Origin of the sequence: Achromobacter sp. RTa (assembly GCF_000757485.1) — a bacterium.
Taxonomy (GTDB): Bacteria; Pseudomonadota; Gammaproteobacteria; order Burkholderiales; family Burkholderiaceae_B; genus Achromobacter.
The window spans coordinates 1,052,882-1,073,958 of the sequence record NZ_JPYO01000042.1 but is presented as its reverse complement, the minus strand read 5'-3'; the positions used below and the strand labels follow the sequence as shown (position 1 = coordinate 1,073,958).

Genomic DNA, 21,077 nt, shown 5'->3' with positions numbered 1-21,077 from the left:
GCGGGCTGCGGCGCGTGCAAAGACGTAATCGTAGGGACTGCGATTATGGCCTATTCGTCGCCGCTGCGCGGGTCGGCGTCCGAACGCTTGTCGTCGAAGCGCGGATCCGGCGCAACATAGCTGTCATCGGCCTTGTCCTGCGCCAGCTGTTCCTTTTCGCGTTCGGCGTCCAGATAGTCCTGCAGCGCGTAGATCAGGTCCTGCGTGCCTTCGCCCGACAGGCCCGAGATGCCGAACACGGGACCTTTCCAGTCGTAGAGCTCGAGGAAGCGGCGCTTGGTGTCTTCGGGGTCGGCCACCATGTCCAGCTTGTTCAGGACCAGCCAGCGCGGTTTGGCCGCCAGCTCGGGATCGTAGCGGCGCAGCTCCTCGACGATGGCGCGCGCATCGGTCACGGCCTGCTCGACCGGATCGGCGTCGGGGTCGGGCGTGGACACGTCCACCAGGTGCAGCAACACGCGGGTGCGCGCCAGGTGGCGAAGGAACAGGTGGCCCAGGCCGGCGCCCTCGGAAGCGCCTTCGATCAGGCCGGGAATGTCGGCCACGACGAAGCTGCGCGAAGGCGAGGTGCGCACCACGCCCAGATTAGGGTGCAGCGTGGTGAAAGGATAGTCCGCGATCTTCGGCTTGGCGTTCGAGATGCGGGTGATCAGCGTGGACTTGCCGGCATTGGGCAGGCCGAGCAGGCCCACGTCCGCCAGCACCTTGAGCTCCATGCGCAGGTAGCGGTGTTCGCCTTCCTTGCCCGGGGTCCACTGGCGCGGCGCGCGGTTCACGCTGGATTTGAAATGGATGTTGCCCATGCCGCCCTGGCCGCCGGCGGCCAGCACCACCTTCTGGTCGTGCTGGTTCAGGTCGAACAGGACTTCGCCGGTTTCGGCGTCATGGATGACGGTGCCCACCGGCACGCGCAGCGTGATGTCGGGCGCGGCTGCGCCGTACTGGTCCGAGCCGCGGCCGTTTTCGCCGTTCTTGGCACGGTGCAGGCGGGCGTAGCGGAAGTCGATCAGCGTGTTGATATTGCGATCGGCCACCGCGAAGATGGTGCCGCCGCGTCCGCCGTCGCCGCCGTCCGGGCCGCCCTTGGGGATGAACTTTTCGCGGCGAAAGCTCGCCACGCCATTGCCGCCTTTGCCGGCGACGACTTCGATGGTGGCTTCGTCTACGAATTTCATGGTGTCCGTGCGTGTAATGAGTGAGGGCGGGGCCCCTTATCGGGCGCCGCCGGGAGGCGCGGACCGGGATGCCCCGGCCGCTGCCTTAAAACAAAAAAGCCCTGCCGCATGCGACAGGGCTTTGCCGTTCGAGAACGCGGCGGACCGCGTTGCTGACCGTGCTGCGCCGATTACTCGGCGGCGACGATCGAAACGGTTTGCTTGTTCAACGCGCCCTTGAAGCCGAATTGAACCTTGCCGTCGACCAGCGCGAACAGGGTGTGGTCCTTGCCCATGCCGACGTTCACGCCAGCGTGGAAGCGAGTACCGCGCTGACGCACGATGATCGAACCAGCGGGAATCATTTCGCCGCCGAATGCCTTGACGCCCAGACGCTTCGATTCTGAGTCGCGTCCGTTCCGCGTAGAGCCGCCGCCCTTTTTCTGTGCCATGTTTAGCTCCTGCTAAGTGGTACCGAGTCGCTTCTTAAGCCGTGATGGCTTCGATGCGGATTTCGGTGTAGTTCTGACGGTGGCCCTGACGCTTCTGGTAGTGCTTGCGACGGCGCATCTTGAAGATCTTGACCTTGTCGTGGCGGCCTTGCGCAAGAACCGTTGCCTTGACCACGGCGCCGGAGACGAGGGGCGTGCCAACTTTCAGTTGGTCGCCTTCGCCCACGGACAGCACTTGGTCCAGGGTGATTTCTTGCCCAATGTCAGCCGGTATCTGTTCTATCTTGAGTTTTTCGCCAGCGGCAACGCGATACTGCTTGCCACCGGTTTTTACGACCGCGTACATGGGGTGTTCCTTAAATAGGTAAAAAGGCCCATTCGCGCTGCCTGCCCTGCTGGGCGGGATTGCCGCCCTGGGGGCATCCATGATGGTTCATGAGATGCGCGCTCTCGTATTCCGGCGCCAGGTACTGGCAGGGAAGCGAAAGCGCCCAAGGGCACTGCGCAAATGCAACCGACGTAATTCGGGCATTGCTGACCGAATCCGGGATATTAGCCCGGGACTTCCGGAAAGTCAAAAAGCGCTTGCGGGCTAAGGGCTTAGGTGTCGCGCGGATGCTTCACGCGAGGGGTGGCGCCTGGGACGCGGCCCCCCGCGAGCGCGCCGGGCGGGCCGCCTGGGCCGTCCGGCGGCGGGCAGGGCCGGCCCGCGCCCGTCACTCCCCGTATAATCGCTGGTCGAATCCCCCGCCTTGCCCGGCGGCCCAGCGGTAAGAGCCGTTACCCGCCCATGCGTCGGCTCGTTTCACTCTCCGGATACGTCTTGAACCTCCCCGCGCTTATTGCTCCCATTGCTGACGATATGAAGGCCGTCGATGCGGTTATCCGCGAGCGGCTGAACTCCGACGTTGTCCTGATCCGCACGATCGGCGACTACATCATCGGGGCAGGAGGCAAGCGCATGCGCCCGGCCATGGTGCTGATGGTGGCGCGGGCGCTGGGGTATGAGGGGACGCATCATCAGCTGCTGGCCGCCGTGGTGGAATTCATCCATACGGCCACACTGCTGCACGACGACGTGGTCGACGAGTCCGACCTGCGCCGCGGCCGCGAAACCGCCAACGCGGTTTTCGGCAACGCCGCCAGCGTGCTGGTGGGCGATTACCTGTATTCCCGTTCGTTCGAGATGATGGTCGAGGCCGATTCGATGCGCGTCATGAGCATCCTGTCCGAAGCCACCACGGTGATCGCCGAAGGCGAGGTGCTGCAACTGCTGAACGTGCACGATCCGGACGTCTCGCAAGAGCGCTACCTGCAGGTCGTGCGCTACAAGACCGCCAAGCTGTTCGAGGCCGCCGCCCAGGTGGGCGCCGTGCTGGCGGGCGCCACGCCCGAGCAGGAAGCCGCCGCCGCGGCCTATGGCCGCCACGTCGGCACCGCCTTCCAGCTCGTGGACGATGTGCTGGACTACAGCGGCGACGCCGCCGCCCTGGGCAAGAACGTGGGCGACGACCTGCGCGAGGGCAAGCCCACGCTGCCGCTGATCCGCGTAATGGAAGTGGGCACCCCGGAGCAGCAGCAGCTGATCCGCGATGCCATCAAGACGGGCGACGCCGATTTCGCCGCCGTGGCCGCCGCCATCCAGGCGACGGACGCCCTGGAGCATGCCCGCCAGGCGGCGGTCGCCGAAGCGAATCTGGCCCGCGATGCACTTTCCGGCTACCCCATTTCCCCTTTTCTGAATTCTCTGTTAGAATTCTGCGCTTTCGCGGTGAACAGAGATCGTTGAGCAAAATCAGCGGAATCGGAAGCCGAGGAAATAGGTAAACCCCAAGGGTAAATCCAAAAGGTAGACCCCAAAGGTAACCCGCAGCGTTGCCGCACTGAGCGCGGCAAAGCTTTAGAGTAGTAAAGATCGGGGCGTAGCTCAGCCTGGTAGAGTACTGCGTTCGGGACGCAGGAGTCGGAGGTTCGAATCCTCTCGCCCCGACCACTTCATGTGGTCGAATTCATGAAGGTGTTTCCCGACGCCTTTGGCTGAAAGCCGGTATCGCGCAAGCGTTGCCGGCTTTTTTGCTTTCGGGGGCTTTGATCCAGTTTGGGGGCTTTCCTCTATATTCCTGTGGAAATACCAACTTCCAGGGATAGCAGGTTTTCTCGGACTGATTCACAGTGCAGCCTGGGCAATGCCGCTCGCTCTTTTCCTATGACCATCAACATGCTTGCTTCCGAGTCGACCCTGCCTGCACCGGTGCTGCTGGTGGAGGACGAGCCCCTGATCTGCCGCCGGCTGGAAGGGTTGTTGCTGCAACTCGGGTATGCGCCGGAGGCGCTGGTGTTCGCTTCGACGCTGGCCCAGGCGCGCGCCTGCCTGGCCAGCCAGCCGGTCGCGCTGGCGCTGGTTGACCTGGGTCTGCCCGATGGCAACGGCACGGAGCTGATCGCGGAAATGCATGCGGCCGACCCGGGCCTGGCGATTCTGGTCATTTCGGCCTGGAGCACCGAGGACGCGATTCTGGCCGCGCTGCGGGCGGGGGCGACCGGCTACGTGCTGAAGGAACGCGACGACCTTGAAGTCTCGCTGTCCATCCGCAGCGTGCTGCGGGGCGGGGCGCCTATCGATCCTTTCGTGGCCCGGCGCATCATCGAAGAATTGCGGCCCAGGCAGGCGGAACCGGCGGACGGCGCCAGCGGCGAAACACTCAGTCCTCGCGAAAGCCAGATTCTTCGCCTAGTATCCGAGGGGCTGGGAAACCGCGAAATCGCCGAGGCCCTGTTCCTGTCGCGCTACACCGTCGAATGCCACGTCAAGCACATCTATCGCAAGCTCGCCGTTTCCTCGCGCACGCGGGCGATACATGCCGCGCGTACGCGGGGCCTGCTGGATTGAGGTGGCTGGCGGTTGTGTGGCTGGCGCTGTGGCTGGCGCCGGCATGGGCGCAGCAGGCCGAGCCTGGCTGCACGGCCCAGGTGCTTGCCATCCAGGCGGCCAAGGGCGATGCCGACGGCAGGCGGCCCGGGCCCGAGGCGCCGTGGCAGTCCGTCACCCTGCCCGATGACTGGAGCGCTCGCTGGCCGGGCTACGGCGGCACGGCCTGGTACCGGATCGACTGGCAGCGGCGCTGTCCGGACGGCGCCGCAGGGCAAGTGGCGCTGGTGCTTGAATCGGTGGTCATGGCGGGCGAGGCGTACATCAACGATGAACGTATCTGGAGCGACCCGCAGCTGACCGAGCCGCTGTCGCGCAGCTGGAACATGCCGCGCTACTGGCTCATCCCGGATGCGCTGGTGCGCGACGGCGTGAATACGGTGTGGGTGCGTGTGGTCGGCGTCGCCGGGCAGTCTCCGGGGCTCGGCCCGGTCTACCTCGGCGGGCAGCCGGAGATGCAGCAGCGCTACGAGGAACTGTGGTGGAGCAACCGCACCCTGTTCACGCTCAACCTCATCGTCTCGGCCGTCATGGGCGGGCTGTGCTTCTGCATCTGGCTGATGCGCCGCGAGCAGCGCACCTATGGCTGGTATGCGCTCATGGCCCTGTTCTGGGTGATGTTCATCGCCAACGTGCTGATCACCAGCCCCTGGCCCTTTCCCGACAGCGCGACCTCGGCTCGGGCCAATATCATGGCCCTGGTGATGTATGTGGCCTGCTTCTGCATCTTCACCTGGCGCTTCGGCGGGCAGGTGCTGCCACGTATCGAGAAGGCGTTGTGGACGCTCTCGGCGTTGTTGCTGGCCATGGTGGCGTTCCTGCCGCAGGCGTACCAGCCCGAGGTGCAGCTGGCCGCGGTGCTCATCGTATCCGCCGTGTTCTTCATCAACTGCCTGCAGTTCCCGTTTCATGCCTGGCGCACCCGCCGCCCCGAACACATCATGCTGGCGGCCTGCCTGCTGGTGTTCTTCGCCGCCAGCGCCCATGACCTGCTGCGCATCCTGAAGATCATCGACAGCAAAGACTCCTACACGCCGTTCACCAGTGTCGTCGTCACCCTGTGCCTGTCCGCCGTGCTGGGGCTGCGCCACGCCCGCAGCGTGAGGCGCATCGAGCGTTTCAACCAGGAGCTGGCCGACGGCATCGAACAGGCGCGCACCGAATTGGCCACGACCCTGGAGCGTGAGCACACGCTGGCGCTGGCCAACGCCCGCCTGCAGGACCGCCTGCAGATCGCCCATGACCTGCACGACGGACTGGGCGGTTCACTGGTGCGCATGATGGCCATGGTCGAGCAGGCCGACGAGCCCGTGCAGCGGCAGCAGTTCCTGTCGATGCTCAAGCTCCTGCGCGACGATCTGCGCCAGACCATCGACAGCGGTTCCAGCGCGGGCGTCAAGGTGCCGGCCACGCCCCGGGAGTGGATCGCGCCGTTACGGCACCGGTTCATGCAGCTGTTCGATGAACTGGGCATCGCCGCCGGCTGGCGCTTCCCCGAGCAATGGCTCACGCCGCCCAGCGCCCTGCAATGCATGGCGCTCACGCGGCTTGTGGAGGAATCGCTGGTGAATGTGCTCAAGCACAGCCGCGCCCGGCGGGTGGAGCTGGAGCTGCGCCAGGCCCAGGCGGGGCAGCTGGAACTGCGCATCGAGGACGATGGCGTCGGTTTCGATGTGGCTGCGGTATTGCGGGCGGGCATCAGCGTGGGCATGCGCAGCATGCACACCCGCATTGCGCGGGTGGGAGGCGAGCTGGAGGTGGCATCCCGGCCGGGCCGGACCGTGCTGGTCGCCACGCTCGCGCCGCGGCCGCTCCAGGCCTGAGATGGGCGCGCGCGGCCGCGCCCGCGCTACTTCGCCGTGTTCTCGTCGTCCACTGTCAGTTCGCCGGACTTCATGATGCCCTGCGCGATCTCCTCGGCGGACTTGCCCTCGAAGCCATGTTCGCCCGCCGTGATGCGGAAGCTGCCGCCTTCCAGCGGGCTCATGAGGGTGGCCGAGGACAGCAGCACGCCGTTCGAGCGCAACTGGATGCGCTTGCCGACGCGTTCGCGGGTGAAGTCGGCCAGGGCTTTGCGGCTCTCGGGCTTGAGTTCGACCTCCACCATTCTGGCCGAGGTATGCGGATCGGCGCCGGCCGTTGCGCGCTCGGCGCGCAGCACGATCGTGTCGGCCTGCGCCGCGCAGGGCAGGAGCGCGGCCAGGATGGATGCGCTGAGGATATGGCGGATGGATGGCATGCAAGACTCCTTCTGGCGTTTGGCCGGCGCCGGGCCCCGGTTGCGGATGCGCGGCTCTCCCATCCTAGCCGATGTCGCGCGGCTTGCATGCAGCAAGCGGTTTTCGTGCCGCAGACGTTCTACTATTGCGCACCGGCCCGTGAGCGGGCCTTACGAAGGAGAGCGTCATGGCAGTACGCGGGACCTGGCTGTTTTCTTGCTTGCTGCTGGCGGTGGGCGCCCGTGCGGGGGCCGCCCATGCGGGGTCTGCGCCCGCGGACCTGGACTGCGTGTCCGATAGCGGCAAAGTCGCCCTGAAAGGCGTGATCCCTTCGCCCTCATCGGACGAGCTGAAAGTGAACCTCCGCTATGCCGACGGCAGCCTGAGCTTCGATTCGGATGCAAGCGCCAGTTATGCGGTCATGGATTTTCCGCACTCGGTGTTCACCTTGCTCGTGGCCGCCGAGGGTCAGCCGCTGACGCTCTATGCCTTGCCTGCCAGCGTGGCCGTGCAGAAAGGGGAGAACGGCGAAATCGCCGGCAAGTTCCAGGCCAAGCTGATTGCGCCGCGGCCGTCGTCCCAGTCCGGCATTCAGAGCCCGGCGCCTCTCAAGGCCACCTTGAACTGTGAATACCGGTACTCCCTGTAAGCGGGGCCGCTCGTGGCTGAGGGAAGGCTCCAGCGGCAGCGCCCAGCGCACGGACAACATGTGGAACTACCAGCTGGGCCTGGTCTACAAGCCCGCTTCCAACGGCAGCGTCTACGTGTCCTACTGCACGTCGTCCAATCCTTCCGGCGAAACCGCCGCCCAGTCTGGCGGCGCGGATGGCGCGGCCGGCTCCATCACCCCGAAATGGCAGGTGTGGGCGGGCTACAGCTACATACGTGGACGATGCGAACGTCTACCTGCTGCCGTCCTACTGGCGCTACGACGCCATGGCGTCCTACCGGTTCAACAGGGACTTCGGCCTGCAGCTGAACCTGAACAACCTCACCGACGAGACGATCTACGAAGCGTCGCACGTGGGGCTGTTCAGCTACGTGGCCCACGGCCGCTCGGCGATGCTGACGGCCACGTTCCGCTACGACTGATCTACGGCGCCAGCCCCGCCACGCGGGGCTGGCTGCCCGGGATCAGTCGATGCGGGCGCCGGAGATCTTGACGGCTTCGGCCCACTTCGCGATCTCTTTCTGCACGAAGGCCTGGAACTCGGCGGGGGTGGAGGGCGTGAATTCGCTGCCCGCGGCGATCATTTTCTCCTTCGCCTTGGGATCGGACATTACCTCCCGCATGTCCGCCGAGATTTTTTCCACCAACGCCTTGGGCGTTCCCTTGGGGGCGAAGAAGCCCGACCAGGGCGGCGCGGCGTATCCGGCGAATCCCTGTTCGGCAACCGTGGGATAGTCGGGCGCGCTGGCGAAGCGGTCGGCGGTGGTCAGCGCGACGATCTTCAGCTTGCCGCTCTTCGCGTAGGCCTGCACCGCGGGCAAGCCGGTAATGCCCACCTGGATCTGGCCGCCCAGCAGGTCGGTCACCATGGGCGAGCTGCCGCGGTAGGGAATGTGGGAGATCTCGAACTTGCCCTGGTTCTTGATCAGTTCCATGCCCAGGTGCGAGGCCGTGCCATTGCCGTCCGAGCCATACGAGTAGTGCGCGTCGGGCTTTTTCAGCAGGGCGATGAGTTCTTGCAGATTGTTGGCCGGCACGTCGTTGTTGACGATGATGGCGTTCGGATAGAGCGTGGCTTGCGTGACGGCCTCGAAGTCCTTGACGGGGTCGTAGCGCATGTTCTTGTAGAGCGAGGTATTGATGCCGTGCGAGCCGGTGACGCCCAGCACCAGCGTGTAGCCGTCCGGCGCGGCGCGCGCCACGTACTCGGAACCGACGTTGCCGCCCGCGCCCGGCTTGTTTTCGACGACGACCGCCTGGCCCCACTTCTTGGACAGGCCTTCCGCCACGAGACGGGCGGTGATGTCGGTGGCGCCGCCGGCCGGGAACGGAACCACGATGGTCACCGGACGGGAGGGAAACGTGTCGGCGCTCTGCCCGAAAGCGGGAGCGGCGGCGATGCCGGCGGCGCAGGCCAGCAGCGCCAGCACCTTGCGGCGCGTGCGCAGCGGCGCCCCGGCGCCCGTGGCGTGGGTGAACGAGTCAGTCATATCTAAACCCCCTGGTAATGTGTGTGGTGTAAGCACTGCGTGAGGAAACGGCGGCTCCGCTAGATCGCGGTGTATCCCCCGTCGGCACGAATGTCCGTGCCCGTGATGAACGAGGCGGCCTCGCTGATCAGGAAAACTGCGGTCTGGGCGACTTCTTCGGCGGTGCCCAGGCGGCCGGCGGGATACTTGACGGCGAGCGCGTCGCTTGCGGCCTGCGCGCTGCCGTAGCGGGCGGCCAGGCGGCTGGTCGCCACGGCGCCGGGCGACAGGCTCAGGGCGCGGATGCCGTCGGCCGCATGGTCCACGGCGATGGCGCGCGCCAGTGCGATGAGCCCCGCCTTGCTGGCGCCATAGGCGCCGCGGCCGGGCGCGGCCACGCTGCCGAGCTGGGATGCGATGTTCAGCACCACGCCCGCGCCGGCGCGCGCCATGTGGGGAATGGCCCACTTGCTCATCAGCCACGCGCCGGTCAGATTCACGTCCAGCGCCTGGCGCCATTGTTCGGGCGCCAGGTCCGCGACCTTGCAGCCCGGCGTGACGGCGGCGGCGTTGTTCACCAGCGCGTAGATGCCGCCCCAGTGCCCGGCGATCTGCTCTACGGCCGTCCGGGTGGCGGCTTCGTCGGCGACGTCGCAAGCGAGCGCCAGTGTGCGCGAGGCCGCGTCGGCCAGCGACTGCCGGCTGCGCAGCAGCATATCGGCGTCGCGATCCAGCAGGGCCACTTGCGCGCCCGCGAGCAGGCAGGAGGCGGCGATCGCGTGGCCGAGGCCGCCGGCCGCGCCGGTGACGATCACCGTCTTGCCGTGCAGGGTGGGAAAGGGCGTGGCGGTCATAGGGGCATGGCTCCCAGCGAGGCGCCGCCGCAGACGTAGAGCGTCTGTCCGGTGATGGCGCCGGCTTCCGCGCCCAGGAAAAAGGCGATCGTCGCGGCGACTTCATCGGCGGTGATCAGGCGGCCTAGCGGCAGCGCGATCCCGGGCGGAGCGCCGCGCTTCGGATCCGTCAGCATGGGCGTGTCGACCGCGCCCGGCGCGACGACATTGACCGTGATGCCGCGGCCGATCAGCTCGGCTGCCAGGCTGCGCGCCAGGCCGATCTGCGCGGATTTGGTCGAGGCATAGGCAAGGCGTTGCGAGCGGCCCAGCACGGCGCGGCTGGAAACCAGCACGATCCGGCCGCGCCCGTCGGGCAGCTGCGGAACCAGCGCCCCGGCCAGCGCGATCGGCGCGGCGCCATGCAGGCGCCAGAGCAGATCCGCGTCTTCCAGGCGCGTATCGCGCGCGCCGCCGGTGCGCACCAGGCCGGCGCAATGCACCAGCGCGGTCGGCGCGCAGCCGGACAGGCCGGCGCACAGGTTGTGCAGGGCGGTGGCATCGGACAGGTCGCACCGCAGGTGCGCGTAACGATTGCCGGACTCGATGGCGGCGGGCGCGATGTCTATGCCCGTCACCCGCCAGCCGTCCGCCAGCAGCCGCCTGGCCAGCGCCAGGCCGATTCCGGACGCCGCGCCCGTCAGGACGCAATGCGCCGCAGCATTACGCTCGATCATGGCGTCGGACTCAGGCGTCCAGCGTGGTGAGGCGCTTTTCCATGGCTCGCATTTGCTCGTAGCCCATCAGTTCCATGATGTCTTCGATGCCCACGAGCAGGTCGGGACGGTCCGCCGGCACGCCGGTGGCGACCACGCCTTGCATGACCTGCAGGGCCTGGCGCATGCCGTAGATGGCGGCCGCCGGCAACATGCGCGGCAGGCTGACGCGCTTGACGCCGATTTCCTTCAGGCGCGGCAGCGGAATCAGCGGCGTGGTGGGCCGGTTGCGGATCCCGAAGCCCATGTTGATGCTGACCGGGATACCCGCGGCGTCCACCAGGCGCTTGATGTCGTCCTCGGAGCGCACCGCGTCGGGGAACAGCATGTCGGCGCCGGCCCGGGCGTAGGCGCGCGCGCGCTTGACCGCGCCTTCGATACCTTCGAGGGCGAGCGAGTCGGTGCGGGCGATGATGACGAAATCGTCGTCGCGCCGCGCCAGGCAGGCGGCCTCGATTTTCTTGACCATCTCGGCTTCGCTGACGACATCCTTGCCGGGCATGTGGCCGCAGCGCTTGGGGCTGACCTGGTCTTCCAGGTTGATGCCCGCGACGCCGGCTTCCTCGAACATCTGCACCGTGTGGTAGACGTTCACCGGATTGCCGTAGCCGGTATCCGCGTCGGCGGTGAGCGGGATGGAAACGGAGCGCGCCAGGTGGCGGCAATGCGTGACGTTCTCCGCCAACCCCATCACGCCGATGTCGGCGATACCCAGCAGCGCGTTCGACACGGCCGCGCCGCTGGTGCAGGCGGTCTTGAATCCCGCGGCCTGGACCAGGCGGATGCTGTATCCATCGTAGACCCCAGGGGAGACGATGAAGGGTTCGTTCTTCAGCAATTGCCGGAACTGGTTGCGCGGGTTGTTCATGTCGTGCTGCTCCAAAGGGCGTTAGGCGGCCGTGACGGGGTGCCCGGCGATGCCGGACGCCCCTTCTGCCAGATGTTCAAACAGGTGTTGCGCCGCGCGTTCGATGTGCGACCGCATGAGCGATTCCGCCAGCTCGGCGTCGCGCGCGCGGATGGCGCGCAGGATCTGCCAGTGTTCGGCGTAGGCGTCGTCCTTGCGTTCAAGCACGGTGCCGGAATGCCGGCGGTAGACGCGCAACAGGTGATAGAGATCGCCGCAAAGGGCGTTGACGATGCGGGTATTGCCGCTGGCCCGCACGATGCGTTCATGGAAGTCGAACACCCGCGGAGCGGGCGCGCCGCCGTTGGCGGCTTCGAGGCGGCGCTGGCGATCCTGCTCCAGCTCGACCAGCAACTGTGCGATTTCCTCGTCGCTCATGCGGCGCGTGGCCAGGTTGCAGGCCACGCCTTCCAGCGCCATGCGCATCTGGAAAAGTTCCAGCGCGGACTCTGCCGACAACGTCACCACGCGTGCCTTGATGTAGGGCTCGCGCGTGACCAGCTGAATGCCCTGCAAGCGGCGTACGGCTTCGCGCACGGGGCCGCGGCTGACGCCGAATTCCTGTGCCAGCGCCACTTCGTTGATAACGCTGCCCGGAGCCAGCCGCCCCTGGTAGATCGCATCCAGCACCCGGCCGAACACCACGTCGGCCAGAGGGCCGGAGGCGTCTTCCTTGGTGGCGATGGAGGGCGTGGAGGTGTTCATAGTGTTGACAGCCTATCAAAGGGATCTTAAAAGTGTCAACTCTTTTGGAGTTGAGATGTTTTGTCGAAATGCCCTGCCGTGATCGCGTTGGCAAAGGGCGAAAAGCTACTTTATCGGCGATTCACACGGGTTTTCCCTAGGAGGATGGGCGAGTTCATCAATCTACACTTAATAGGAAAGGCGGCAAACTACATTGATTTGTCCATAATCGGATCTTTGGTTGAGTGCCAATAGTGTTGACACTAAGTTTTTGGAGGCCGTAAGATGGGACCAGTTGAGATTTTCCCGATTACTGCTGCCATGATCCAGTCTTTATCCTGTCGCGGCAGGGCGCTGCGCTACGCGGACCTGTCCGAATCCGCCCGGGCCGCCGGCCGTGACCTCCGCGCGTATCCCTATGTCATCCGCGTGCTGCTGGAGAATCTCCTGCGGCACCGCGCGTGGGGGGCGGCCGTCACGGAGGAAGAGATCGGCAGGCTGTGGGACTGGCGCGAGTACCTGGGCGCCGATCTGCCGCTGCACGTGGCCCGCGTGATCCTGCCCGACTCCAGCGGCTTGCCCGTATTGCAGGACCTCGCGGCCCTGCGCGATGCCGTGGCCCTAGCTGGCGGCGATGCCGCGCAAGTGGATACCCGCATTCCCGTCGACCTCATCGTCGACCATTCCCTGCAGGTCGATCACTGGGGCGATACCAACGCGGTGCAGCGCAACCTGCGCCGCGAGTTCGAACGCAACGACGAACGCTATCGCTTCCTGAAATGGGCGCAGCAGGCCTACAAGGGCTTGCGCGTCATCACGCCGGGCATCGGCATCATCCATCAGGTGAATCTGGAGTATCTGGCGCCAGTCGTGGCGCGGCAGGTCCGGCCGGACGGCGAATGGGCCTATCCCGATTTCGTGATCGGCGGCGATTCGCACACGCCTATGGTCAACGCGCTGGGGGTGCTGGGTTGGGGCGTGGGCGGCATCGACGCCGAAGCGGCCCTGCTCGGGCACGCGTATACCTTTCCCATCCCGGAAGTCGTCGGGGTGCGGCTGCATGGAGCCATCGAGGCGCCAGCGCTTACCACGGACGCGGCCTTGCTGATCACGCAGCAATTGCGTGCCGCGGGAGTGGTGGGCAGCATGGTGGAATTTTTCGGCCCCGCGGTGGCGGCGCTCAGCGTGCCCGAGCGCGCCACCATCGCCAACATGGCGCCGGAATACGGAGCCACCTGCGGCTTCTTTCCGATCGATGCACGCACGTTGGACTACGCCCGCATCACCGGGCGCGATGACGAGCAGCTGGCGCTGATCGACGCCTACGCGCGCGCCAACCAGCTGTGGCGGGACGCCGGCGATGCGGTGCCGACCTACAGCCGCGTAATCGAGATCGACTTGTCGGCAGCTCGCCCCAGCGTGGCCGGTCCGCGCCGTCCGCAAGACCGCATGGACGCTGGCGACGTCGCGGCGGATTTCCGCCGCCGCCTGGCCGAGCCCGTCGCCGAGGGCGGCTTCGGGGTGGCCGCAGCCGCCGTGGCCGCGTATCCGCCTCGCCGCGACGCCGCAGGCCATGGCTCGGTGGCGCTGGCGGCCATCACCTCTTGCACCAACACTTCCAATCCGGGCGTGATGCTGGCCGCCGGCCTAGTGGCGAAGAAGGCGCTGGCGCTCGGCCTGACGCCGCCGTCCTGGATCAAGCGCTCGCTCGCGCCGGGCTCGCGCGCCGTTACCCGTTACCTGGAGTCCGCGGGTCTGCTGGCGCCGTTGCAGGCGCAGGGGTTTCACGTGATCGGCTACGGCTGCACCACCTGCGGCGGCAAATCGGGCCCGCTGGAACCGGCGATGGCCGATGCCATCGCCGAGGGCGGTCTGGTGGCGGCGGCGGTGCTGTCGGGAAACCGAAATTTCGAGGGGCGTATCCACAAGCTGCTGCGCGCCAACTACATCGGTTCTCCCGCGATGGTGGTGCTGTACGCGCTGGCAGGCCGCATCGATATCGATTTCGAGCGCGAGCCGCTGGGCCCGGGCACGGACGGCGCGCCGGTCTATCTGCGCGACGTCTGGCCCACCCAGGATGAGATCGCCGCCTTGTTGCCCTTGGCCTCGGATCCGGCGCTGTTCGCGGAAGTCTACGATCCCGCCAGCCTCGATAGCGCGATCTGGCGCGATCTGGGAGCCCCCTCGGGGTTGCGCTTTCCCTGGGACCCGGACTCGCAGTACCTAGTGGAGCCGCCGTTCTTCAAGGCGCGGCCGGGACGCGACGCCCTGGCCGACCTGGCCGCCAGCCTGGCGCGCGGACGCGTGCTCGCGGCATTCGGCGACTCCCTGACCACCGACCATATTTCGCCCAGTGGCGAGATTCCGGCCGACACCCCGGCGGGCCGATACCTGCTGGAGCGGGGAGTGACGCCGCGCGACTTCAACACCTATGTTGCGCGCCGCTGCAACCATCACGTCATGACGCGGGCGACCTTCGCCAACATCCGCATCAAGAATGCCTTGGTACCGGGCGTGGAGGGCGGCGTGACGGTCCATTATCCGGACGGCGGGCGCATGGCGGTGGTCGATGCCGCGCACGCCTATCGCGATGCCGGCGAGGCCAGCATCATTCTGGCGGGCAGGGATTACGGCATGGGCAGCAGCCGCGACTGGGCCGCCAAGGGGTCGGCGCTCCTGGGCGTGCGCGCGGTGATCGCGGAGTCCTTCGAGCGCATCCACCGCGCCAACCTGGTGGGGATGGGCGTATTGCCGCTGGCGTTCGCGCCGGGGCAGGGCTGGCGCCAGCTGGGCCTGACCGGCGCCGAGCTTCTGAGTTTCGCCAACGTGGAGAACGGCGTGCTTAAGGGCGAGCCCATCGAGGTGGAGGCGGAGGACGGCGAGCGCCGCATCCGCTTCCAGGTCCATGCCCAGGTTCTCACGCATGCCGAACGCAAGCTCATGGCCGAGGGCGGGATTCCTTCCAGCGTCCTCAATTCCTTTTTGAACGAAACGGCGGCCGCGAATGCGGCGCATTGCTGACAACGCGCATCTCTCGGGAAAAATGAAATCATGCTGGATCTGCTATTGACCAACGCAAGGCTGCTGCTGCCGCAGCAGGGCCTGACCGAGGGCGTGCTGGGCGTCATCGACGGCCGCATCGCCATCATTGCCGAGCCGGGCACGCCGCTGGAGGCCCGGGAGACCATCGATTGCCAGGGGCTGTGGGTACTGCCCGGCCTGATCGATCCGCACGTGCATTTCGGCTTCGGTTCGCCGGAAACCGATTTCGAGACGGAGTCGCGCTTCGCCGCCTTGGGCGGCACCACCACCGTGCTGTCGTTCCACCGTTCCGCGGACATCCGCGAATCGTTCGACAAGCTGCGCGACCGCGCGCTGTCGCAAAGCTGCGTGGACTTCGGTTTCCATTTCGGCATCACCAGCAACCTGCACGTGGAAACGCTGGACGAGATCTCGCGCCGGTTCGGCGTGTCGTCCTATAAGCTCTACATGATGTACAAGGGCGCCGCCGGGCTGTCCAAGGGTTTTACGGATATCGACGACGGGCTGCTGTATTCGGCGCTGCGCGCCACCGCCGCGATCCCGGGCGCGATCATGGGCGTGCATTGCGAGAACGTGGAAGTGATTCCCGTGCTGCGCGATCCCCTGCGCGCCGCCGGACGCGACGACCTGAAGGCCTGGAACGAGCAAAGCCCGGATTTCCTGGAAGCCGAGAACGTGCATCGCGTGTGCTACTTCGCGGCCAAGACCGGCGCCGCGGTCAACATCGTGCACCTGAGCAGCCGCGAAGCGCTGAACGAGGCGCGGCGCCACCGGCGCACGCCCGACGCGCCGCCCATCTACGTCGAAACCTGCCCGCACTACCTGTTCCTGAACGACGAATCGCCGGCCGGCACCTACGCCAAAGTGAACCCGCCGGTGCGGGGGCAGGGCGACGTGGACGCCATGTGGGAAGGCGTGCTGGACGGGTCCATCACCACCATCGGCACCGATCACGTGCCGCGCAAGCGCGCCACCAAGGACACCGACATCTGGGCCGCGAGCAACGGCTTCCCCGGAACGGGCCTCATGCTGCCCATCCTGCTGCACGAGGGCTATCACCGCCGCGGCGTGCCGTTGGAGACCCTGATGCAGGTCAGCGCCGGGAATTCCGCCCGCATCTACCGCATGCCGACCAAGGGCAGCATCGAGATCGGCAAGGATGCCGACCTGGTGCTCGTCGATCCCGACCTGGAGCGCACCGTCGATCCCGCCGCCCTGGAATCGAACTCCGACTACTCGCCCTACGAGGGCATGACCCTGAAGGGCTGGCCCGTGCGCACGCTGGTGCGCGGGCGCACCGTGGCGCTGGACGGCCGCATCACCGAGGCAGCGCGCGCGAACCCCGGCGGCCGCTATCTCAAGCGCCTTTGAACTGACTCCATCACTTTTCTTGCAGGCATCATCATGAGCGAAACCAAGCGAATCTGGGACGACTTCCTCACCGAACGCGACAAGCAGGTGCTGGCGCAGGCCGGTTACGGCAAGCGCGGCGGCTTCGGCAAGCGGCCCGCCCTGTTCATCATCGACGTGCAGTACAACTTTTGCGGTGACACGCCCGAAGACATCCTCGAAGGGCTGAAGCAATACCGCACGCACTGCGGCCGCGAGGCCTGGGAGGCCGTCGCCCATATCGTGCCCTTGCTGGAACTGGCGCGCGAGAAGAACATTCCCGTCTTTTATACCGAGAGCGGCCGCCGGGCGGACCTCCTGGACAGCGGCGTGCAAGTGGGCAAGAACCATCGCGGGGGAGAGAAGACCGTGCTGGCCAACACCCATGCCACCCAGACGGTGGAGCCCCTGGCGCCGCGCCCGCAGGACATCCGCATCACCAAGCAGAAGCCGTCGTGCTTTTTCGGCACCATCTTCATGAGCCACCTGAATTTTCTGGACGTGGACACTTTGATCCTGGTGGGCTGCACGTCGTCCGGATGCCTGCGCGCCACGACGGTGGACGCCTATTCCTATAATTTCAAGGTCATCATTCCCGAGGAGGCGGCGTTCGACCGCTTCCAGGCCAGCCACGCCATGAGCCTGTTCGACCTGAACTGCAAGTACGCCGACGTGATCCCGTCGCGCGAGGTCCAGGACTACCTGCGCAACCTGCCCGACGCGGCTGGCGCCGCGCAGGGCTGACCCGGGGCTGGACGCGCATCCCATGTCCGAGGCCGTCGCCGGACCGATCCCCGTCTATCTGCTGACCGGATTCCTGGGCAGCGGCAAGACCACGCTGTTGTCCTGCCTGGTCCGCAGCCCCCGCTTCGCGGACACCGCCGTGGTCATCAACGAGTTCGGCGAGATCGGCCTGGACCACATGCTGGTGGGCAAGGCCGACGACTCGGACGTGGTGTTGCTCGATTCGGGCTGCCTATGCTGCGCGGCCACGAGCTCGCTGCAGGACACGCTGGAATCGCTGTACTACCGGCGTCTGCGCGGCGAGGTGCCCGCGTTCGCCCGAGTAGTGGTCGAGACCTCCGGCCTGGCCGATCCGTGCCCCGTGATCAATACGCTGGCCGCCGATCCGTCGATTGCGCGGCACTACCGCTTCGGCGGCGTGGTGGCGACGGTCGACGCGCTTCACGGCCTGGCGACGCTGGAAGCCTATCGCGAAGCCAGTACCCAGGTCGCGATCGCCGACCGCATCGCGCTGACCAAGACCGACCTCGCCAGCGCGGCGGATATCGCCGCGCTGCGATCCGCGCTCGGCGGATACAACGCCACCGCGCCGGTCCGCGCGGTGTCGCCCGATACCGTGGACGAGGATGCGCCGGCGCTGTTCGACGGTTTGCGTCCCGAGCACCTCGATGCCGCAGACCAGGCTTCCGGGCCGTCGATCATCCTCGCCCCGCTGGCGCACGTGCTGCGCTACGGCATTGCCTCATATGCGTTCCCGCAACGCCAGCCGGTGGGTTGGGACGACTATGCGCGCTGGACCCGGCACATGCAGCGCCAGATCGGCGAACGCCTGTTGCGCGCCAAGGGGCTGCTGCGCTGGTCCGACGGGACTCTACGCGCCGTGCACGGGGTGCGGCACGTCTTCTCAGTGCCCGAAACCGCAGCGGTGGCCGACGACGCGGCGCGGCGGGCGGGCCTGGTCCTGATCGTGCAGGACTTGTCCGCGGAGGAAGCGCAGGAGCTGGTGCGGCCGCTGGGCCTGTAACCTCTCAGGCCTTGCCGCCCAGGTGCAGCGCCACCACCTCGGTATCCGTGCCGTCCAGGCCCGGATAGCGGGTCCTGACCAGCGGATCGTGCCCGGGGACGATGTGCTCGGGGGATTCCGCGAATTTCAGCAGCGTGTCGTAACCCGCCAGCATGTCGGCTACGTTGTGCACAATGGGAAACGGCGCCTGCAAGCCCATGTTGTCGTAGTAGTGGCTGGCGTCGGACGCCAACACCATCCAGCCGCGCGCGGTATGCACGCGCACCGATTGCAGGCCCTGCGTGTGGCCGCCGATATGCAGCAGCTCCAGGCCGGGCGCGATTTCGTCGTGGCCATGGTAGAAGGCCACGCGCTTGTCGTAGACGCCGCGCACTACGTCGACCACATCCTCTACCGCGTACGCGTGGCGCAGCATGTCGAAGCGCATATTGCAGCCGCAGGCGTAGTGCAGTTCGCTTTCCTGCAGGTGCAGGCGGGCGTTCGGCAATTTCCGGATATTGCCCGCGTGGTCGTAGTGCAGGTGCGTCACGATCACGTCCTGGATGTCGGCGGGCGCGATGCCTAGCTTTTTCAGGGAGTCGATCGGGCAACGCAGGAACTCGCGGCCGCGGGCCCGGGCGGCGGCCTCGTTGAAGCCGGTATCGACGAGATAGACGCGGCTGCCGTTGCGGATGATCCAGACGAAATAATCCATCGGCATCGGGCCGTCATGCGGATCCGGCGGGGGGGCGATGAAATTCTGGGCCCGGCTGCGCGCGACCGTCGCATAGCGCAGGGCATAGACTTCGTAATTGGGCAGAGTCATGCGATTCCTCTCGATGCTCGGATGTGTTCCAGTTCCGGCCGCAGGTACTCCAGCAGCCGCTGCGGGTTTTCGGTCATGGGGAAGTGGCCCAGCTCGGGCATGACGCCAAAGCGCGCGCCGGGTATCAGCGCGGCGACCTTGCGCGAGTCCTCGGGGCTGGCCGAGTAGTCGTAGGCGCCCGTAAGCAGTGAGACGCCGAAGGCGCTGGTGTCCAATCCGGCCACGTGCCGGGCGGCGTCGAAGTCTTCGCTGTAGAACCAGAGGTCGTTGGCGTAGACATTGAACCCGCCTTGGGAATAGATCCACGCCGCGTCGCGCCGGGCTTCCAGTGAGGAGAGGGGGGCCATCAGCCCGCGCACGTAGGCGGGGTTGTGCGCGGCCTGGTTCACCTGGGGGTGGCAAAGCATGGGCGTGCGCCGTCCGCTGGCTTTCCATGGGGCTTCCAGCGCGACGACGCCGGCCACGTCGGCGGGGCTGCGCGTGGCCGCGACCAGCGCCATCGCCGCGCCCATCGAACAGCCCAGCAGCACGGCGGGCGCGCGGGCCACCTGCCGGATCACCGACAGGCAGGCCTGCAGATAGGCGTCGAGCGTACGCCCGGCCTCGGTCCAGGCCTGCCCCGGCAAGGGCATGCTGCGGCCGTGCCCGGGCATGTCGAACGCGATCATGCGCCATTGCCGCTGCAAGCCGGGGTCGGCCATCAATGAGTGGTACTGGCGGGAGTCCGCGCCCGCCGTATGCAGCATGAGCAGCGGCGGGCCGGATTCGAGTCCGCTGGTTTCGTAGTGGATGCTGGCGGGCTGCCCGCCGATGTCGACCGTGGCGTAGTGGCCGGAAATCGCGCTCCGGTCGAGCAGGACGGGGGCGGCGTCCACTTGCCCGCGGAGTATTTCAAACAGCCGTTCCAGTGGATGCAGGGCCTGGGCAATGGCGAGAGCGTCGCCCTTGATGCGCAAGCCGGGCACATGGCGGCGCGCGGCGGTGAAGGAGTGGTAGCCCGGAGGCGGCTCGGCGCTGAGCATCTTCTGCCAGGCGTCCGGGGGCGCGCTGATGACGATGCGCTGCGAGGGGCCGGCGGGCTGGCCGGCCCAGACAGCCAGCTTGCCGCCGGGGTCGTCTCCCGCCTGCAGCCAGATGGCGCAGGGCAGGCCCCTGGCGGCCGAGAGGAATTCCTTATCCTGCTGGGCCAGCGCTACCCCGGCCCTCAGTTCTTGGACGATCGCCTTCACTTCCCTGGGTCTCCTCTTGTTGGCGCCGGAGCACTTCGAGCGCGGTGCGCTCGGCGTTCACGATATGGCTCCGGGCGGCCTCTTGCGCCCCTTGCGGGTCTCGGGCGCGGATGCGCTCGTACAGATGATCGATTTCGGCCAGGCTTTCGGGCAGTCGGTCCGAGCGCGCGAACGAGGTGGCCCGCAGCAGGTTGATGCGCGACAGCAGCCCGGGCAGCATGTCCTTGACCAGGTCGTTGTCGCAGCCGCTCAGCAGCACGTCGTAGAAATCGCGCTTGGCCGCCAGCAGGGCCGATTTGTTGCTGCCCTTGGCCTGGCGATGCAGCGCGTCCACCGCCTTGCGCAGGCGTTCGATGTCCGCGTCGCCGGCCAGCCGGGCGAATTCGTGCGCGGCGTAGCCTTCGAGCAGGGCGCGCAGGGCGTAGAGGTCGCGCGCGGCCTTTTCGGTGATGCGCACGACGGTGGGGCCGCGGTGCGGTTCGATGGAAATCAGGCGTTCGGCTTCAAGCGTGCGCAGCGCCTCGCGCAGCGTGCTGCGGCTGATGCCCAGCTGTTCGCACAGTTCCAGTTCGCGCAGGCGTTCGCCGCCCTTGATCCGCCCGTCCATGATGGACGCGCGCAGGAATTCCTCCACGCGGGTGCGCAGGGTGGCGGGCTTTTCGAATATCGCGCCAGTGGGGGTGGCCATAACAGTCTCTCGTTTATCCTGCCGGCGGGCTTTCGCGGCGGCGCAGGCCAATGGCCATGCCGC

The 21,077-nt window shown here is 66.9% G+C and carries 21 protein-coding genes and 1 tRNA gene; 10 read left to right on the top strand and 12 right to left on the bottom strand.

What is annotated here, in order from left to right:
* Positions 1-50: 50 nt before the first annotated feature.
* From obgE to rplU, 3 genes are all read right to left on the bottom strand, one after another.
* On the bottom strand, positions 51-1,175 hold the full coding sequence (obgE, locus tag JL37_RS22430) for a GTPase ObgE (RefSeq protein WP_043546837.1): 1,125 nt from the start codon (positions 1,173-1,175) through the stop codon (positions 51-53).
* A gap of 170 nt (positions 1,176-1,345) precedes the next feature.
* Positions 1,346-1,606 (bottom strand): 50S ribosomal protein L27, encoded by a 261-nt coding sequence (rpmA, locus tag JL37_RS22425; protein ID WP_043546835.1) that lies wholly within the window; start codon positions 1,604-1,606, stop codon positions 1,346-1,348.
* Positions 1,607-1,640: 34 nt separating this feature from the next.
* Entirely contained in the window at positions 1,641-1,952 is a 312-nt protein-coding gene (gene rplU, locus JL37_RS22420; RefSeq protein WP_006216228.1) for a 50S ribosomal protein L21, read from the bottom strand.
* 477 nt (positions 1,953-2,429) lie between these two features.
* Here rplU and ispB point away from each other — a divergent pair, with 477 nt between their 5' ends.
* From ispB to JL37_RS22400, 4 genes are all read left to right on the top strand, one after another.
* Positions 2,430-3,395, top strand: a complete 966-nt coding sequence (gene ispB / locus JL37_RS22415) for an octaprenyl diphosphate synthase (RefSeq protein WP_043546834.1) — start codon at positions 2,430-2,432, stop codon at positions 3,393-3,395.
* A 127-nt stretch (positions 3,396-3,522) separates the two neighbouring features.
* A tRNA-Pro gene (locus JL37_RS22410) sits at positions 3,523-3,599 on the top strand.
* Positions 3,600-3,812: 213 nt separating this feature from the next.
* On the top strand, positions 3,813-4,496 hold the full coding sequence (locus JL37_RS22405) for a response regulator transcription factor (RefSeq protein WP_043546832.1): 684 nt from the start codon (positions 3,813-3,815) through the stop codon (positions 4,494-4,496).
* On the top strand, positions 4,493-6,358 hold the full coding sequence (locus JL37_RS22400) for a 7TM diverse intracellular signaling domain-containing protein (RefSeq protein ID WP_043546831.1): 1,866 nt from the start codon (positions 4,493-4,495) through the stop codon (positions 6,356-6,358). Before JL37_RS22405 ends, JL37_RS22400 begins: the two co-directional genes overlap by 4 nt.
* A gap of 26 nt (positions 6,359-6,384) precedes the next feature.
* On the opposite strand, the gene JL37_RS22395 is transcribed toward JL37_RS22400, so the two are convergent.
* On the bottom strand, positions 6,385-6,774 hold the full coding sequence (locus tag JL37_RS22395; protein WP_043546830.1) for a hypothetical protein: 390 nt from the start codon (positions 6,772-6,774) through the stop codon (positions 6,385-6,387).
* 167 nt (positions 6,775-6,941) lie between these two features.
* Between JL37_RS22395 and JL37_RS22390 the strand changes: the two genes are divergently transcribed.
* Positions 6,942-7,403 carry a hypothetical protein gene (locus tag JL37_RS22390; RefSeq protein WP_043546829.1) on the top strand — a complete coding sequence of 154 codons (462 nt, stop codon included), beginning with the start codon at positions 6,942-6,944 and terminating at the stop codon, positions 7,401-7,403.
* A 236-nt stretch (positions 7,404-7,639) separates the two neighbouring features.
* Complete coding sequence (locus JL37_RS30935) at positions 7,640-7,846, top strand: TonB-dependent receptor (protein WP_043546827.1); 207 nt, start codon at positions 7,640-7,642, stop codon at positions 7,844-7,846.
* Between the two features lie 42 nt (positions 7,847-7,888).
* Here the strand turns inward: JL37_RS30935 and JL37_RS22380 are convergent, their stop codons facing one another.
* The 5 genes from JL37_RS22380 to JL37_RS22360 are packed head-to-tail and all read right to left on the bottom strand — an operon-like array spanning position 7,889 to position 12,114.
* On the bottom strand, positions 7,889-8,914 hold the full coding sequence (locus JL37_RS22380; protein ID WP_043546826.1) for a tripartite tricarboxylate transporter substrate binding protein: 1,026 nt from the start codon (positions 8,912-8,914) through the stop codon (positions 7,889-7,891).
* A 59-nt stretch (positions 8,915-8,973) separates the two neighbouring features.
* Positions 8,974-9,747: an SDR family NAD(P)-dependent oxidoreductase gene (locus JL37_RS22375; RefSeq protein ID WP_081955151.1), complete on the bottom strand. Its 774-nt coding sequence runs from the start codon at positions 9,745-9,747 to the stop codon at positions 8,974-8,976.
* Positions 9,744-10,463: an SDR family NAD(P)-dependent oxidoreductase gene (locus JL37_RS22370; RefSeq protein ID WP_043546824.1), complete on the bottom strand. Its 720-nt coding sequence runs from the start codon at positions 10,461-10,463 to the stop codon at positions 9,744-9,746. The genes JL37_RS22375 and JL37_RS22370 overlap by 4 nt, the downstream gene beginning before the upstream one ends.
* A gap of 10 nt (positions 10,464-10,473) precedes the next feature.
* Positions 10,474-11,370, bottom strand: a complete 897-nt coding sequence (locus JL37_RS22365; protein ID WP_043546823.1) for an oxaloacetate decarboxylase — start codon at positions 11,368-11,370, stop codon at positions 10,474-10,476.
* A gap of 21 nt (positions 11,371-11,391) precedes the next feature.
* Positions 11,392-12,114, bottom strand: coding sequence for a GntR family transcriptional regulator (locus JL37_RS22360; RefSeq protein WP_043546822.1), 723 nt, complete (start codon positions 12,112-12,114; stop codon positions 11,392-11,394).
* Positions 12,115-12,414: 300 nt separating this feature from the next.
* Between JL37_RS22360 and acnA the strand changes: the two genes are divergently transcribed.
* The 4 genes from acnA to JL37_RS22340 are packed head-to-tail and all read left to right on the top strand — an operon-like array spanning position 12,415 to position 18,292.
* Entirely contained in the window at positions 12,415-15,114 is a 2,700-nt protein-coding gene (gene acnA, locus JL37_RS22355; RefSeq protein WP_043546821.1) for an aconitate hydratase AcnA, read from the top strand.
* A 30-nt stretch (positions 15,115-15,144) separates the two neighbouring features.
* Positions 15,145-16,506, top strand: coding sequence for a dihydroorotase family protein (locus JL37_RS22350; RefSeq protein WP_043546820.1), 1,362 nt, complete (start codon positions 15,145-15,147; stop codon positions 16,504-16,506).
* A 33-nt stretch (positions 16,507-16,539) separates the two neighbouring features.
* A complete protein-coding gene (locus tag JL37_RS22345) occupies positions 16,540-17,268 on the top strand; it encodes an isochorismatase family protein (protein WP_043546818.1) in 729 nt (242 codons plus the stop codon).
* 22 nt (positions 17,269-17,290) lie between these two features.
* Positions 17,291-18,292 (top strand): GTP-binding protein, encoded by a 1,002-nt coding sequence (locus tag JL37_RS22340; RefSeq protein ID WP_043546817.1) that lies wholly within the window; start codon positions 17,291-17,293, stop codon positions 18,290-18,292.
* A 4-nt stretch (positions 18,293-18,296) separates the two neighbouring features.
* On the opposite strand, the gene JL37_RS22335 is transcribed toward JL37_RS22340, so the two are convergent.
* The 3 genes from JL37_RS22335 to JL37_RS22325 are packed head-to-tail and all read right to left on the bottom strand — an operon-like array spanning position 18,297 to position 21,014.
* Entirely contained in the window at positions 18,297-19,097 is an 801-nt protein-coding gene (locus JL37_RS22335) for an N-acyl homoserine lactonase family protein (protein WP_043546816.1), read from the bottom strand.
* Complete coding sequence (locus JL37_RS22330) at positions 19,094-20,326, bottom strand: alpha/beta fold hydrolase (protein ID WP_043546815.1); 1,233 nt, start codon at positions 20,324-20,326, stop codon at positions 19,094-19,096. The genes JL37_RS22335 and JL37_RS22330 overlap by 4 nt, the downstream gene beginning before the upstream one ends.
* Positions 20,271-21,014: a GntR family transcriptional regulator gene (locus JL37_RS22325; RefSeq protein WP_043546812.1), complete on the bottom strand. Its 744-nt coding sequence runs from the start codon at positions 21,012-21,014 to the stop codon at positions 20,271-20,273. Before JL37_RS22325 ends, JL37_RS22330 begins: the two co-directional genes overlap by 56 nt.
* Between the last annotated feature and the right edge of the window lie 63 nt (positions 21,015-21,077).